The following is a 15,453-nucleotide window of genomic DNA, read 5'->3' on the forward strand; positions in this document are numbered from 1 at the left end:
CTAAATGATTTTTTTGTGAATCGTGTATACTAGAAGTAAGAGGTGATGTCTGTGAACGAACGTATAAAAAATAAATTAGCTTTACTACCTGATCAGCCAGGCTGTTACTTAATGAAAGACAAGCAAGGTACGATTATTTACATTGGGAAAGCTAAAGTTTTGAAAAATAGAGTGCGATCATATTTCACGGGAAGCCATGATACTAAGACAGAACGATTGGTTAGTGAAATTGTTGACTTTGAATATATTGTGACCGAATCAAATACTGAGGCTCTTTTGCTTGAAATTAATCTGATTCAAAAAAACTTGCCTAAGTATAATATTCTTTTAAAAGATGATAAATCCTATCCTTTTATTAAGATTACTAATGAAAAGGCTCCACGTTTATTGATTACACGTAAAGTAAAAAAAGATAAGGCGTTGTATTTTGGTCCATACCCGAACGTAAATGCAGCAAATGAAACAAAGCGGCTACTTGACCGGATTTATCCTTTAAGGAAGTGTAAAAATCTGCCTAATGAGGTGTGTTTGTACTATCACATGGGGCAGTGCTTGGGTCCGTGTATTAATCCAGAGGTTGAAGCACAGTATAAGCAAATTGTTGAAGAAATAAAAAGTTTTTTAAACGGTGGATACACGGGTGTTCAAGATGAGTTGGAGCAAAAGATGTTGACTGCTGCCGAAAATATGAATTTTGAGCAGGCTGCTGAATACCGTGATCAGATTGAAGCAATCCATACAGTTATGACGAAGCAAAAAATGACTAATGCTGATTTTATTGATCGAGATGTATTTGGGTACGCTGTCGACAAAGGTTGGATGTGTGTGCAAGTCTTTTTTGTCCGACAAGGTAAATTAATTGAGCGAAGCGTCTTTGACTTTCCTTTCTATAATGAAGCTGAAGACGATTTTCTATCTTTTATGGGACAGTTTTACCAAGAAAATCAACACTTTATTCCTAAAGAAGTCTTGATTCCAACGAGTATTGATACTGATCTTGTTCAAGCAATTGTTCAGACAAAAGTTTTGCAACCTAAACGAGGTGAGAAGAAAAAACTAGTTGAATTAGCAAATAAAAATGCACGAATCTATTTAACCGAGCAGTTTGATTTGATTGAACGAAAACAGGAACGAACTATTGGTGCGGTAGATAAACTGGGTCAGCATATGGGGATTCCTTCACCGAATCGCATTGAAGCATTTGATAACTCTAATATTATGGGCACCGATCCAGTATCAGCAATGGTGGTTTATGTGGATGGAAAGCCAAGTAAACGTGACTATCGGAAATTTAAAATTAAAACAGTTAATGGGCCTGATGATTATGCATCGATGCGTGAAGTCATCTACCGAAGATATGCTCGAGTTTTAAAAGATGGTTTACCAATTCCAGATTTAATCTTAATTGATGGTGGAAAAGGCCAGGTGCATGCGGCACAAGATGTCCTTTTAAATCAATTAGGCTTGGATATCCCAATTGCTGGCCTGGCTAAAAATGATAAGCATAAAACAAGTGAATTACTATTTGGTCCGAATTTAGACGTCGTTTCACTACCAAGACAGTCTCCAGAATTTTTTTTATTACAGCGTATTCAAGATGAAGTCCATCGGTTTGCGATAACATTTCATCGGGAAACACGAAGCAAGACAAGTTTTTCGTCTATTTTAGATAATATTGACGGATTGGGACCAAAGAGAAAACAAATGCTACTTAAAAAATTTAGGTCTATGAAAGCTATTGAGCAAGCAGAATTAGCAGAGTTAATAGCAATAGGGTTGCCTAAAAACATTGCGACGAATGTCTACCAGTACTTTAGTGAAATAAAAAATAAATTATAATTATTGTTTTCTAATAATTTAGATATTTAATAAATGAAGTGTTATCTAGGTATCAAGTAACGACTAGTAAAACAATTACGGTTATATTCGTGTTATTTTATATCGGCATATTAGTACTAGTATTCACAATCTTTTTCGCAAAAGAAAGGGTTAACACTTGTTGTATAAAGGTACCTTTGTTATAATGGTAATGGAAATAATAACAAATAAAGACGTGAATAAGATAAAGATTTAACAAGAAAAAATGATAAATTTGCTTTAAATTGTTTGAAACTGAACAGTTGACAATCATGTGAAAAAAAACTATAGTTGATTATGATAATAGACGTGGAGGAATTTAAAAATGAGCAAACAAAGAGTTGTTATTTTAGGTGCAGGATATGCAGGATTAAAAACAGTAAAAGAATTACAAAAGAAAGATTTAGATATCGAAATTATTATTGTAAACAAAAATGATTATCATTATGAATCAACACAATTGCACGAGGTCGCTGCCGGAACAGAACCTGCAGATAAAATCTGTTTTAATGTTGAAGATGTCATTAATAAAAGTAAAGTTAAATTTGTTAAAGACACAGTGACAAAAATTAATAAAGATGAACGTACAGTATCATTAGAAAGAACTGGTGATTTATCTTATGATTATTTAGTTGTGGCATTAGGGTTTGTTTCAGAAACATTTGGCATTCCAGGTGTGGATGAATTCTCATTGCCGCTTGTTGATATCAAGACAGCTGAATTAGCTAGAAAACACTTAGACACGACATTAGCTGGTTATCAAAAATCAAAGGATCCTCAAGACTTATCTATCGTTGTATGCGGTGCAGGGTTTACAAGTATTGAATACTTAGGCGAGATTACTAACCGTATTCCCAAATTAGCAGCTAAGTGGAATTTCCCTAAAGAACAAGTTAAGATTACTTGTATTGAAGCAATGCCTAAGTTACTGCCAATGTTCTCAGAAAAACTGGGCACATACGGAATCGATATTTTGAAAAAACGTGGTGTAACATTTAAAGTTGGCACGCCAATTAAAGAGATTAAAGATAAAACAGTAGTTTATGAAGAAAATGGTGACCTGAAAGAAATTAAAGCAAACACAATTATTTGGACAACAGGTGTTAAAGGAAGTCCAGTTATTGGTGAGTCAGGCTTTGATGAAAGACGCGGTCGTGTTATGGTTGAGCCTGACTTAACTGTGGCAGGCTACCCTGAAATATTTATGATTGGTGACGTTTGTGCGGTAATGGATAAAGATTCAGGACGTCCATATCCTACAACAGCACAAATCGCTTTAAAACAAGGTGATGCAGTTGCTGAAAACTTAAGTTTAACTATTAAAAATCAAGCTACAAAACCATTTACATTTAAATCAGCCGGTACAGTAGCATCTATCGGAAATAATGTTGGCATGGGAAATGTTAAAGGTAAAGAAGTTCGTGGTTATATTGGATCAATCATGAAGAAAAGTATTATCAATAAATCATTATTAGAAGTTGGTAATGCATCAACTCTTCTTAAAAAAGGTCGTTTTGACTACTATCGTTAATTAAAAATAACTCTACGTCAAATGATGTAGATGGATAGAAATTAGTAGATTGAAGCAGGTTATCGTTTTAGATAACTTGCTTTTTTTATTGACGACATGTAAAATTTTAAGTACTATATCATTAAGTGATATATCACTTAATGATATATGAAAGGGGATGGCATGCTTGGATGATATTTTGACAGATTCAATGTACTTAATTCTTTTAACATTGTTAGAACCAAAGCATGGCTATGCTATTATGAAAGACGTAACTGATATGACTCAAGGTGACGTGTCAATTGGACCAGCAAGTATGTATACGATATTAAAAAAGCTGGTTAAATCAGGTGATATAGAATTAGAAGAGGATGATCATCGTAAAAAAATTTACTTGATAACAATGAAAGGCAAAGAAAAGTTATCTCAGGAAATCAATAGACGACGAAAGTTAGTTGAGCTGGGAGAAACACTGGTTTAGCATCAAATCATAAGATAAAGAGAGCGAGGCTTCATGATGAAAATCGGTAAAAGAAAATATCTCTATTCGAGAGGGATTACGTTTTATTCAGAATTAGAGTCATTACGTTTAAAACAAGAACTTGCTAAAGGATGGCAGATTAAAAAATTAAATTTTTTTGGATTTTACGTATTTGAACCAGTTAGACCAGAACATGCTGAAGTTGTAATCGATTTTTATACTGGCAAACCTAGCGAAGTAGGAGAGTATTTAGACTTATATGAAGCCAGCGGATGGCAAGTTATGACAAATTATCGGCGAAAATACTATTTTTTAAAAGCTGCACCAGCAACATCTTTTGTATATACAGATTCTGAGACCTATCAAGAGCGAATAAAATCAGAAAATATATGGCTTATCAAGTGGTACACAATTTATGGTGCTATTAGCTTATTATTAGCATTATTTTTCAAATCGGCACTAGTAAAGCAATTGTCTGAGAATATACCTGTAGGACTTTATTACTTTATTTTTGTTTCTCTGATAGCAGGAATTTTATTTCCTCTTATCGCAATTTTTTTGATTAGCTATTTTCGTGTGACATATCCGACACGGACTGCTAATTTTAAAAATCCAGAAAAATTTGCTAAGAGACAGCGCTTTGTAAGAGATTCAGTACTAATCATGTTAATTAGTGGCGGCGTTGGTGGTGTGATTGGTATTGTTGTTAGTTATTTGGGTTTATTATAAATAGATTTGGAGGCGTCATATGTTAGAAGTTAAGAATTTGACAAAACGTTTTGGAGAGATGACAGCAGTCAACGATGTGTCTTTTACCATTAAAGAAGGAACAATTTTAGGATTGATTGGACAAAATGGGGCAGGAAAATCAACAACGTTTCGTCTTATTTTAGATTTTATTGATCCGGATTCGGGAAATATATTGTGGGATGGTCATGATATAACTGAAGATGATTATAATATTATCGGTTATTTGCCTGAAGAAAGAGGATTGTATCCGAAAGATACGATTGAAAATCAATTGATTTATTTTGCCAAGTTGCGTGGTAAAACAAAGAAAGAGATTGTACCGTTAATCGATTATTGGATGGAAAAATTTCAGGTAAAGGGTAAAAAAACGGACAAAGTTAAGTCGTTATCAAAAGGAAATCAGCAAAAAGTTCAATTGATAGCAACACTTATTCATGAACCGAAATTAGTTATTTTAGATGAGCCGTTTAGTGGATTAGATCCGGTAAATGCTGAACTATTAAAAGCAGGAATTATTGAATTAAAAAGTAAAGGATCATGTGTCATTTTCTCAAGTCATAACATGGAAAATGTTGAACAAATCTGTGATCATTTAATTATGCTTCGTCAAGGAGACGTGGTGTTGGACGGGCCAGTTCACAGTATTCGAGAGCAGTTTGGACGAACACATTTAGAAGTAGAGACTCAATTGTCGTGCTCTGATTTGGCTACAATTGATGGTGTTTTAGATGTTAAAGAAATTCGACCAAATTATTACAATATTCAATTAGCAGATAGTGAAGTCGGCAAGGTAATCTTCGAAGACATTATAGCAGCTGGTACGAAATATATTCCAGTATTTAATCAGCAACCGCCGTCATTAGAAGATATATTCAAATTAAAAGTAGGTGAAGGTCATGAGTAAATTTTGGGTAGTTGCTTTGGAAACGTATAAAAAGCATGTTAAAACAGTGAGTTTTTTAGTTATGGTATTGGCACCGTTCCTAATGATTGCTGTTTCTTTGGGCGCTGGGTATTTCAGCAGCAAAGCTACAGAAGTTGGCAAAATTGCAGTTATCAGTGAAGCGGTACAAGTAAGAGACCAGTTTATTACACAATCGAAAAAAGATTTTACTGTAGATAAAAAGATAACTACTGAGAAGTCAGCTCAAAAAGCTCTCGAAGAGGAAAAAATTGATGGTTATTTAGTCATTAAAGAAAAAAATCAACAACTATCATGTGAGTTTATCGGCACCGATACAATGAGTAGTGAAGATTCACAAAAGATGCACGGCTATTTGAATAATATACAATTAGCTAAGTCGAGCCAAATGCTGGGATTAAGTCCTCAAGAAGTTCAAAGGTTGATGACGCCCGCACAATTAAAAAATCGGCAAGTTGATTTCAAGAATCATAAAATGACAGATAAAACAGAAAATCGAATGATCATGACAATGGTCGGTTTCTTTATTGTTATGGCAATGTATATGATTGTGATGCTGTATTCTTCTATTACAGCACAAGAAGTCGCCTCTGAAAAAGGGACTCGTATTATGGAAGTTATTCTGTCTAGCACAAGTGCTGCAAATCATTTTTATGGAAAAATTGTTGGAATTTCATTAGTTATTTTGACACAAGTCAGTGTTTATTTAGTAACTGGATTAGGCGCATATTACTTTATGCAAGACAGTAAGTTGATGAAAGATATTACTGATTCAATATCTGTGGGTGCTATAGCAAAAGGGCTGTTAGGCTACAATTTGTTATTCTTATTATTTGGAGTATTGATTTATACGATATTATCAGCATTTATGGGGTCGCTGGTAAGTCGTTCAGAAGATGCTCCTAAAGCGGCGGCACCAGTGACTTATTTAATTTTAGCAGCTGCTTTACCAGTATTGATGATGGGAATTTCTGATCCACAAAATATTTTGATTAAAATATTTTCATATATTCCGTTCTTTTCATCGTTCTCAATGCCAATTCGTATCGCTAATGATGATGTGACACAGCCTGAATTATTCTTTTCAATTGGTTTATTAGTTTTAGCTATTGCTATTTTGTTAAAATTTTCAGCTAAAGTGTATAAATCAACGGTTCTTATTTATAGTGATAAGAGCATGATGAACGTATTTAAAGATGCTCTAAAATTTAGCAAATAAAAAAGAAGCGAACATACTTTAAAAGTATCTTCGCTTCTTTTTTCCTGTTAACGTGGACGGCAGGAGTCGAACCTGCACCTATATAATATAATAGGACAAACCCAAAGTTTATATAGTAAAAACACCAAGTTCATCCACTTAATATATATAGTATAACTGATATTTTTTAAGGAATTTATAGGAAAGTATGAATTTTTTTAGTTATTTTCAAAAAAAATCCACCGCTCGAAAGCGATGGTAAAAGGATATAAGAAACTCTTATAGTTTTTGGTTGTAGAATTCAACGACGAATGACTCGTCAACTTCTTGTGGTAATTCATCACGTTCTGGTAAACGAGTTAAGCTACCTTCAAGTTTTTCAGCGTCAAAGCTTACAAATGCAGGACGACCTACAGTTGATTCAGCAGCTTCTTTGATGAAAGTTAAATCTTTAGATTTTTCGCGAACAGAAATAACTTGTCCAACTTCCACTTCGTATGAAGGGATGTCGACGCGTTTTCCGTCAACTAAGATATGTCCGTGGTTTACAAACTGACGTGCTTGACGACGAGTTGATGCTAAACCTAGACGGTAAACAACGTTGTCTAAACGACGTTCTAAGAAGATCATGAAGTTAACACCATGTTTACCTTCTTTAACTTTTCCAGCTCTTACGAATAAGTTACGGAATTGACGTTCGTTTAAACCGTACATAAGACGTAATTTTTGTTTTTCAGTTAATTGCATACCATATTCAGATTTGTTTCTTCTTTGGTTAGGTCCGTGTTGACCTGGTGCGTAAGGGCGACGAGCTAATTCTTTACCAGTTCCTGATAATGAAATACCTAAACGTCTTGAAATTTTCCAACTTGGTCCAGTATAACGTGACATTAAAAAGTCCTCCAATATAATTGTGTTTTTTTTGGAGTAAAATAAGATCTTGAAAATATTAACATTCGGATAGTGTGTCTTTCAATCTTCACTCTTGCAGCCGTAGTTACACAATTGAACCTATTGCTAGGCAGACAAACTAAGAACGAGCTGTTTATTTTCTAGCTGCATTATTTTACACGCCTTTTATTATAACGTTTCTCATAGAAGAAAGCAAATAGTATTTTACTTTTAATCATAAAACACATGTGATTTTATTAACAAATGTTATTGCTTTCATTTTTGTCATTCGATATAGTGAATAAATAAACAAATTTTAAAATAGGGGAATCAACAAAAGATGGAAAAACAATCAGAATTGATGGGGAAATTAGATTATTCAATTAATAAGAAGCAGCATTTGATTACAAACAGCTTTAGCAGATATGCTTTACGTTCAGTACTTGCTACGCTTTACTTGAGTTTAGGGTCAGCAATAGCATTAGGCTTGGGTTTAAAATTTGACGGTGCAACCGGAAAATTGCTTTATGCTGCAGCATTCGGTTTAGGTTTAGTGCTGATAATCTTTTTGAACGCAGAATTAGGTACATCAAACATGATGTATATGACCGTTGCAAAATACCGTAAGAAACTGACAACAGGCCAAGCAGCCAAAATATTAGGTGTCTGCGTCTTATTTAATTTAATTGGTGCCCTAGTATGTGCTTATTTACTCGCACAAACCGATGCTTTTAAAGGTTTGTCAGGTGATAATTTCTTAGCTCATATTGTAGAAGCAAAATTAGATAAAACAGTCATGCAAACACTGATTGAAGGGATTTTTGCAAATATTATCGTTAACTTAGCCGTAGTCATGTCGATGGTTGTCAAAGGTGATGCCGGAAGAATCATGGCGATTATTCTAGTCATTTCAATTTTCACGTTTTTAGGATTTGAGCACGTTATCGCTAATTTTATCTACTTTCCGTTAGCCTATTTTTCAGCAGCTAGTCCGCTTGCCGGTCTGACATTAAGCGGTATTGGGTTAAATTTGATTATGACCTTTATCGGCAATTTTATTGGCGGCGGATTAGTTATTGGGTTAGGCTATGCTTGGCTTAATAAACAACCAGAACTACACTATTTAGATTAAAATCTTAATCAATAATACACTTAATATTATTGAGATAAAACAAAGGAGTCGAAGAAAAAATCTTCGGCTCCTTTCAATTTTTAGTTAGTCTAGTTATACGTTGTTAAAGGAATTATTTCTGACCATCTAAGGTAATGATTGATAAATTAAACTTAAAGAGCAGACAGGTAGTTCTCAATTTTTCATGATAGAAATATTTTGTCGTATTTGACTGCTAAAACACCTTATAGATTAAAAATTTCTTTATCTTAAAATATATTTGCTAGTATTTATAAATGATTAGAGAGACAAATGTCTCCTTTTTTCGGTAAGCGCTTTCTTAAAAGCGGTATTTTAAGAGAAATAATACAGTGATTATTCTTAATTATCTAGTTATAATATTATATATAAGGAGGATGAAATGAATAAAGAACTGAATAATTTATTGAGTACGAATGATAAGGTTCAGAAAATACTTGAAGATTGTCCTTATTCTGTATTGAATTTAATCGAAGTTATAAAGTTTAAAAAAAATGAATTCTATTTGCGTAAGGGAACTATTTCGCCATATGTATACATCTTAGTAGATGGGTTGGTAGAAATTTTTATTGAGAATATTAACGGTAGAAAAATAGTATTAGATATTTATAAACCAGGAAACTTTATAGGGGAACATGAAATTGTTAACAAGAATCCATTTAGTGTTTCAGTTCAGTCTAAGAGTGAAATATGCTTACTTCGAATTAGTAGGAAAGATTTTTTAAAGTGGTTAGATTTAGACAGAAATATAAATAATAGATTACTGTCCTCACTCTGTGAACAAATATATCGCTTGAGTAATTTGACAGAAGTCTATTCGCTTTTTTCTACAAAAGAACAAGTGTGTTTTATATTATTAAAATTAAAGAGTTCGACTGGTGTGATTGAGCGTAATCAAATTTTAGCAGGTGTATCTTCTTCCTCTAGAAGCGTTGATAGAATCTTACGAGATTTAAAGGAAAAAAAAATTATTTCAAATATTAATGGATTAATCAGAGTACTAGATAAAAAGGAATTAAAAAAATATAAGGAGGAATAATGATGAATTTACAGCCGCACTTACAAATTGAAAATCAAGATGATACTTTTAAAGCAATTATAGTTGGAGATCCAAATAGAGTAGATAAGATTGCAGCATTATTAAAGAATCCAGTTCTTCTTGCCTATAACAGAGAATTTAAAACAATGACTGGTCGTTATAATAATGAAAGAATTTTAGTTACTTCTACAGGTATTGGTTCTCCATCAACTATAATAGCTTTAGAAGAGTTGATTAATATTGGTATTCGAGAGATTGTTAGAGTAGGGAGTTGTGGTGCTATGACAAAAACCTTTATGCCTGGAGAGATTATGGTTGCCACAGGAGCTGTTAGGGACGAGCATTCTACTGAGGATTATGTTCCAACAGAGTATCCTGCAATCCCTGATCCTTATCTATTAAAACGAGCAATGAGCCAGAATGATATACCTTATAGATTAGGAATAATTAGAAGCCATAATGGATTTTATTATGAAAAAAATAGTGAAGTAGAACATTATTGGTCTAGACATAATGTTTTAGGTGCTGACCTGGAGACGAGTTCACTGTACGTACTAGGATCTCTTAAAAAAGTAAAAGTATTATCAATATTAAATAACGTCGTACCATTTGGAGACGAGTTGAAAGAGGGTGTGAACCAATTAGTTAGTGGTGAAGAAATACTCCATCAAGGAGAGAAAAATTCAATTTTACTAGCACTTAACATTTTGACAGGGGGGATACGTAATGAGTAAAAAATTATACCAAGTTTTGAATAGTCGATTATGGGATACGATATGGATTATTTCAGGCATTATTCTAGTTGTAATTAGTACAATATTAAGTTCAAAGGGGCATTTAAGCTTAACAACTGTTACGTCATTTATGGGGAGTATAATTGGGATGACAGTTGTATTACTTTTGGCAAATCAGACTGGAAAATTAGCAACTGGATTAGGAATTATAGGAGCGTTGCTTGATACTTTTAATAATTACAAATTTGGCCTATCCGGCATGATGTTAGTTGGAATTTATGCTTTTTTCCTTTATACAAAAGGTTTTTTAACAATGGGTAAACAAATTGAGGTCACCAAAGTAACGAAATCAAACTTATACATATCGGCAGTCATTGCTATAGGTGGTGGGTTAATTCTTTATTTCTTTGGTTCAACTATTTTACCTGCAAATGCACCAACGTGGGTTATTTCTGCTAACATTTTAGTTTTTATTATTCAAGTTGTTTCACAGTACTTAATGGTTGAGGGAAAGGCGATTGGTTGGGTAGGTTTTTGTGTGATTAATATCATTAATTTGTTTTTACAAACTTATATCATAATTAGTGGAAATAATCCGACAGCTGTTATTTACCTTGTAATGACGTTTATGTTTTTATTAAATTCAATAAAAGCAGTTGTTCTATGGTTTGGATACGGAGAATAGTTAGTAAATAGGAGGAAAATTTATGAAAACAACAATTATAATTGATCATCCCTGGAAAGGCAGCTATAATCATGCGATTTTAAATAGTTTAAAGAAAAAGTTAGAGAAAAATAATAGTGATTATAATGTCATCGATTTATGTAAAGACAATTTTAATCCAATGATGCAAATAGAAGAATTAGAACATTATCAAAGTGGTGAGATATTTGACCCTCTTGTAAAGGAGTATGTAAATATAATTAGAAAAACAGATCAAGTAATTTTTATTTTTCCTATTTGGTGGTACAGTTCGCCTGCAGGATTAAAAGGTTTTTTTGATAAAGTATTTTTAAATAAGGTTGCTTTTTATGATGATGGTGATGGAGTTAAACCATTATTAAATATAAAAAAAACAATGATATTTACTACTTCTGAACAATCTGCAGAAGGAATATATGAACATGGAAATGATTGCTTTAGAAACCAGATAAAAACTACGTTATCTGATGTTGGTTTTCAAGATATTGAGTGGATGCACTTAGGATCAGTAAGCAGTATTACTAATGAAGAAAGAGTAGATTTTTTAAATTTGGCAGCTGAAAAAACAACTTTAAGAATATAATTTATTTAATTATGTTTTGCAATCTAATCTAGTCAAGCATGGTTAACCATTGCTATAAAAAAAGCTTATCTGACTTTACTTAAGCCAGACAAGCTTTTTAATTACCAAGAATTAAAACATCTTCAGGTGCAAAGAATGGATTTTTTTCATTAATGTGGTCATAAAACATAATACCATTTAAATGATCAATTTCATGTTGAACAACAATAGCAGTATAATTTTTAAAGCGCGCTTTTTGTGTATCCCCATTAATATCAGTATATCTCACTGTAATACGGGCTTGTCTGATCACATAACCAGGTACAGGGCGATCGACAGATAGACAACCTTCTCCTTCATCTAAGCAGGCTTGCTGAACAGAGTGGCTGACAATTTTTGGATTGTACATGACAGTACTTAGAATAGGGTCAGCTCCTTCTGTCTCAGTATTAGGAATTTCTAAGGCAATAATTCGCTTTGAAACATCTAATTGCGGAGCAGCTAATCCAACACCGCCGCGTAATTTATATTTTTCTGCTAATTCAGGGTCTTGGCTATTTTTTAAAAATTGAAGCATGTCTTTCCCTAATGCAACATCCTCATCAGATAAGGGAATAGGAACTTCTTTCGCAACGGCACGCAATGTAGGGTGCCCTTCACGAATCACATCATTCATTGTAATCACCATGAGTGTGATCCTTCCTTTCTTTATTTCTTTCTATTTTAACATAATTTATATCGTTCATTGTAATATTAAGAACTCGAAAAGAAAAGCTTTTTAGAAAATAAATAAAGAATAAAGACACAATAAATTCTTGCTTTTACTTATGAAATCAAGTAAAGTAGTAACGTGTGGTAGAGATACTACGCCGCCTATTTCTATGTTTATCGAATCACCAACGATATACGCAGATGTGGGGAAAATAAAATTATAGAGGTGAAAGAAATGGCAATTACAAAAGAACGCAAAAATGAAATCATTAAACAATATGCACGTCATGAAGGAGACACTGGTTCTCCAGAAGTACAAATCGCTGTTTTAACTGCTGAAATAAACGCATTAAACGAACATGCACATGTACACAAAAAAGACCACCATTCATATCGTGGATTAATGAAAAAAGTTGGTCACCGTCGTAACTTATTAGCATACTTACGTAAGACTGATGTTCCTCGTTACCGTGAATTAATTCAAAGTTTAGGACTACGTCGTTAATCATTCATTTATTATTGGGAAGTGAGGTCGTTTTGATCTCGCTTTTCTTTTAATTCAAACTATACAAAACGTGAAGGGAACACTACTATCCAAATGTGAGTTATCTCTTATTCAATAGATGGTTGACATTTGTTTAGTAGACTGTTCGCGTTTTTGTCACAATAAAGGAGACTATATATGAGTTCAGAAAAGAAAGTATTTGAAACAACCTGGGGTGGACGCCCGTTATCAGTTGAAATTGGTCAATTAGCTAAACAAGCTAATGGCGCTGTTTTAGTTCGCTATGGCGACACAGTGGTTTTATCTGTGGCTGTTGCTTCAAAACAAGCAAAAGATGTTGATTTTTTCCCATTAACTGTTAATTATGAAGAAAAAATGTATTCCGTAGGTAAAGTACCTGGAGGCTTCATCAAACGTGAGGGTCGTCCAAGTGAACGTGCAACATTAACAGCGCGTTTAATTGATCGTCCAATTCGTCCGATGTTTGCGGAAGGTTTCCGTAACGAAGTTCAAATTACTAATACTGTAATGAGTGTGGAACAAGATTGTGCACCAGAAGTTGCAGCTATGCTTGGTTCATCTTTAGCACTATGTGTATCAGATATTCCTTTCAACGGTCCGATTGCCGGTGTTGAAGTTGGTCGTGTGAATGGTGAGTACGTTATTAATCCAAACGTTGAACAAATGGAAGCAACAGACATTGAATTAAGCGTGGCTGGAACTAAAGACGCTATCAACATGGTAGAAAGTGGCGCACAAGAAGTATCAGAAGACGATATGTTAGGAGCTTTACTATTTGGACATGCTGAAATTAAACGTTTAGTTAAATTCCAAGAAGATATTGCTGCTGAAATCGGCAAAGAAAAAATGGAAATCAATTTATTACAAGTTGATGCTGATTTAGATACTGAAATCAACGGAACTTATAAAACACGTATGATTGAAGCCATTCAAACAGAAGAAAAATTAGCACGTGAAGATAATATTTCTGGCCTAAAAGAAGAGATCATTGAAGTCTATGCTGAAAAATTCGCTGAAGAATTAGAAGCTGACAAATTGATGAAAGAAGTTCGCCAAATTTTAGAAGATATGGAAAAAAATGAAGTACGTCGCTTAATTACAGTTGATAAAGTACGCCCAGATGGTCGTAAGATTGACGAAATCCGTCCGCTATCATCAGAAGTTGGGTTATTGCCTCGTACACATGGATCAGGTCTCTTTACACGTGGACAAACACAGGCTTTATCAATTTGTACGCTAGCACCTTTAGGTGAACACCAAATTATTGATGGGCTGGGTATTGAAGATAGCAAACGTTTTATCCACCACTATAATTTCCCACAATATAGTGTCGGTTCAACTGGACCAATGCGTTCACCAGGTCGTCGTGAAATTGGGCATGGTGCATTAGGTGAGCGAGCTTTAGCTCAAGTTATTCCAAGTGAATTAGATTTCCCTTATACAATTCGTTTAGTAGCGGAAGTATTAGAGTCTAACGGTTCTTCATCACAAGCCAGTATTTGTGCTGGAACATTGGCATTGATGGATGCTGGTGTCCCAATCAAAGCACCTGTTGCCGGTATTGCAATGGGACTTGTTATGGATGGCGATAATTATACAATTTTAACTGATATTCAAGGTATGGAAGATCACTTAGGTGATATGGACTTTAAAGTTGCTGGGACTAAAGATGGTATTACAGCCTTGCAAATGGATATTAAAATTGAAGGTATCACTGAAAAAATCCTAACAGAAGCATTAGCTCAAGCTAAAAAAGCACGTATGGAAATTCTAGCTGAATTAACATCAACCATTGCTGAACCTCGTGCTGAGTTAAGCCCTTATGCACCTAAGATTGAAATCATCCAAATTAAACCTGAAAAGATTAAGGATGTTATCGGTAAAGGTGGAGAAACAATTAATAAAATTATTGAAGAAACTGATGTTAAAATTGATATTGATCAAGAAGGTAACGTTAGTATCGCTCATTCTGATAGTGAAAAAATTAAACGTGCTATTGAAATTATTGAAGAATTAGTACGCGAAGTTGAAGTAGGTGCAACTTACCATGCAACAGTTGTTCGTATCGAAAAATTCGGTGCTTTCGTTAATTTGTTTAAAGGCAAAGATGCCTTAGTACATATCTCACAATTAGCACATGAACGTGTGAATAAGGTTGAAGATGTTGTTAAAATGAATGATAAGATTGATGTTAAGGTAACAGAGGTTGATAAACAAGGTCGTGTTAACGCTTCTCGTAAAGTGTTAATCGAAAAGCCTAAAGAAGAGAAAAAAGAAATTCCAGCGAAAACAGAAGAGTAATAACTTTGAAAGAATCATACATTTGTATGATTCTTTTTTTTAATTATTATACAGTACTACTGTACAGCGGAACTATATAGTGATACTATATAGTTGAGAAGAAATTAAGGAGTTGATG

15 protein-coding genes are annotated in these 15,453 nt (G+C 33.7%); 13 read left to right on the forward strand and 2 right to left on the reverse strand.

The genetic code is table 11. The features are described from left to right. Positions 1-51: 51 nt before the first annotated feature. From uvrC to CBF37_RS08820, 6 genes are all read left to right on the forward strand, one after another. Positions 52-1,839, forward strand: coding sequence for an excinuclease ABC subunit UvrC (gene uvrC, locus CBF37_RS08795; protein WP_125984380.1), 1,788 nt, complete (start codon positions 52-54; stop codon positions 1,837-1,839). A gap of 343 nt (positions 1,840-2,182) precedes the next feature. Continuing rightward, entirely contained in the window at positions 2,183-3,388 is a 1,206-nt protein-coding gene (locus tag CBF37_RS08800; RefSeq protein WP_125984381.1) for an NAD(P)/FAD-dependent oxidoreductase, read from the forward strand. Between the two features lie 166 nt (positions 3,389-3,554). After that, positions 3,555-3,848: a PadR family transcriptional regulator gene (locus CBF37_RS08805; RefSeq protein WP_125984382.1), complete on the forward strand. Its 294-nt coding sequence runs from the start codon at positions 3,555-3,557 to the stop codon at positions 3,846-3,848. A 36-nt stretch (positions 3,849-3,884) separates the two neighbouring features. After that, positions 3,885-4,577 (forward strand): DUF2812 domain-containing protein, encoded by a 693-nt coding sequence (locus CBF37_RS08810; RefSeq protein WP_165866679.1) that lies wholly within the window; start codon positions 3,885-3,887, stop codon positions 4,575-4,577. A gap of 19 nt (positions 4,578-4,596) precedes the next feature. Next, positions 4,597-5,502 carry an ABC transporter ATP-binding protein gene (locus tag CBF37_RS08815; protein ID WP_125984384.1) on the forward strand — a complete coding sequence of 302 codons (906 nt, stop codon included), beginning with the start codon at positions 4,597-4,599 and terminating at the stop codon, positions 5,500-5,502. Beyond that, on the forward strand, positions 5,495-6,739 hold the full coding sequence (locus CBF37_RS08820) for an ABC transporter permease (RefSeq protein ID WP_125984385.1): 1,245 nt from the start codon (positions 5,495-5,497) through the stop codon (positions 6,737-6,739). The genes CBF37_RS08815 and CBF37_RS08820 overlap by 8 nt, the downstream gene beginning before the upstream one ends. 258 nt (positions 6,740-6,997) lie before the next feature. Here the strand turns inward: CBF37_RS08820 and rpsD are convergent, their stop codons facing one another. Next, positions 6,998-7,609 carry a 30S ribosomal protein S4 gene (gene rpsD / locus CBF37_RS08825; protein ID WP_125984386.1) on the reverse strand — a complete coding sequence of 204 codons (612 nt, stop codon included), beginning with the start codon at positions 7,607-7,609 and terminating at the stop codon, positions 6,998-7,000. A gap of 340 nt (positions 7,610-7,949) precedes the next feature. On the opposite strand from rpsD, the gene CBF37_RS08830 reads away from it, so the two are divergent. The 5 genes from CBF37_RS08830 to CBF37_RS08850 all read left to right on the forward strand — a co-directional run bounded on the left by CBF37_RS08830 (position 7,950) and on the right by CBF37_RS08850 (position 11,818). Further along, complete coding sequence (locus tag CBF37_RS08830; RefSeq protein ID WP_125984387.1) at positions 7,950-8,741, forward strand: formate/nitrite transporter family protein; 792 nt, start codon at positions 7,950-7,952, stop codon at positions 8,739-8,741. A 400-nt stretch (positions 8,742-9,141) separates the two neighbouring features. Beyond that, positions 9,142-9,798, forward strand: coding sequence for a Crp/Fnr family transcriptional regulator (locus tag CBF37_RS08835; protein ID WP_125984388.1), 657 nt, complete (start codon positions 9,142-9,144; stop codon positions 9,796-9,798). Positions 9,799-9,800: 2 nt separating this feature from the next. After that, on the forward strand, positions 9,801-10,532 hold the full coding sequence (locus CBF37_RS08840; protein ID WP_125984389.1) for a nucleoside phosphorylase: 732 nt from the start codon (positions 9,801-9,803) through the stop codon (positions 10,530-10,532). Next, positions 10,525-11,217: a nicotinamide mononucleotide transporter gene (locus CBF37_RS08845; protein ID WP_125984390.1), complete on the forward strand. Its 693-nt coding sequence runs from the start codon at positions 10,525-10,527 to the stop codon at positions 11,215-11,217. The genes CBF37_RS08840 and CBF37_RS08845 overlap by 8 nt, the downstream gene beginning before the upstream one ends. Positions 11,218-11,239: 22 nt before the next feature. Beyond that, positions 11,240-11,818: an NAD(P)H-dependent oxidoreductase gene (locus tag CBF37_RS08850; RefSeq protein WP_125984391.1), complete on the forward strand. Its 579-nt coding sequence runs from the start codon at positions 11,240-11,242 to the stop codon at positions 11,816-11,818. A gap of 97 nt (positions 11,819-11,915) precedes the next feature. Here CBF37_RS08850 and def read toward each other — a convergent pair whose 3' ends face one another. Next, positions 11,916-12,482 (reverse strand): peptide deformylase, encoded by a 567-nt coding sequence (gene def / locus CBF37_RS08855; protein ID WP_125984415.1) that lies wholly within the window; start codon positions 12,480-12,482, stop codon positions 11,916-11,918. 261 nt (positions 12,483-12,743) lie between these two features. Here def and rpsO point away from each other — a divergent pair, with 261 nt between their 5' ends. After that, positions 12,744-13,013, forward strand: a complete 270-nt coding sequence (rpsO, locus tag CBF37_RS08860) for a 30S ribosomal protein S15 (RefSeq protein WP_125984392.1) — start codon at positions 12,744-12,746, stop codon at positions 13,011-13,013. Positions 13,014-13,190: 177 nt separating this feature from the next. Next, a complete protein-coding gene (gene pnp / locus CBF37_RS08865) occupies positions 13,191-15,335 on the forward strand; it encodes a polyribonucleotide nucleotidyltransferase (protein ID WP_125984393.1) in 2,145 nt (714 codons plus the stop codon). Positions 15,336-15,453 lie beyond the last annotated feature (118 nt).

Origin of the sequence: Vagococcus vulneris (genome assembly GCF_003950515.1) — a bacterium.
Classification (GTDB): domain Bacteria; phylum Bacillota; class Bacilli; order Lactobacillales; family Vagococcaceae; genus Vagococcus; species Vagococcus vulneris.

What these genes read in the sequence shown, in the direction of transcription:
- CBF37_RS08800 (WP_125984381.1), top strand. Translation starts at nt 2,183, where the DNA reads ATGAGCAAACAAAGAGTTGTTATTTTAGGTGCAGGATATGCAGGATTA.
- CBF37_RS08810 (WP_165866679.1), top strand. Translation starts at nt 3,885, where the DNA reads ATGAAAATCGGTAAAAGAAAATATCTCTATTCGAGAGGGATTACGTTT.
- CBF37_RS08815 (WP_125984384.1), top strand. Translation starts at nt 4,597, where the DNA reads ATGTTAGAAGTTAAGAATTTGACAAAACGTTTTGGAGAGATGACAGCA.
- CBF37_RS08820 (WP_125984385.1), top strand. Translation starts at nt 5,495, where the DNA reads ATGAGTAAATTTTGGGTAGTTGCTTTGGAAACGTATAAAAAGCATGTT.
- rpsD (WP_125984386.1), bottom strand. Translation starts at nt 7,609, where the DNA reads ATGTCACGTTATACTGGACCAAGTTGGAAAATTTCAAGACGTTTAGGT.
- CBF37_RS08830 (WP_125984387.1), top strand. Translation starts at nt 7,950, where the DNA reads ATGGAAAAACAATCAGAATTGATGGGGAAATTAGATTATTCAATTAAT.
- CBF37_RS08835 (WP_125984388.1), top strand. Translation starts at nt 9,142, where the DNA reads ATGAATAAAGAACTGAATAATTTATTGAGTACGAATGATAAGGTTCAG.
- CBF37_RS08840 (WP_125984389.1), top strand. Translation starts at nt 9,801, where the DNA reads ATGAATTTACAGCCGCACTTACAAATTGAAAATCAAGATGATACTTTT.
- CBF37_RS08845 (WP_125984390.1), top strand. Translation starts at nt 10,525, where the DNA reads ATGAGTAAAAAATTATACCAAGTTTTGAATAGTCGATTATGGGATACG.
- CBF37_RS08850 (WP_125984391.1), top strand. Translation starts at nt 11,240, where the DNA reads ATGAAAACAACAATTATAATTGATCATCCCTGGAAAGGCAGCTATAAT.
- rpsO (WP_125984392.1), top strand. Translation starts at nt 12,744, where the DNA reads ATGGCAATTACAAAAGAACGCAAAAATGAAATCATTAAACAATATGCA.
- pnp (WP_125984393.1), top strand. Translation starts at nt 13,191, where the DNA reads ATGAGTTCAGAAAAGAAAGTATTTGAAACAACCTGGGGTGGACGCCCG.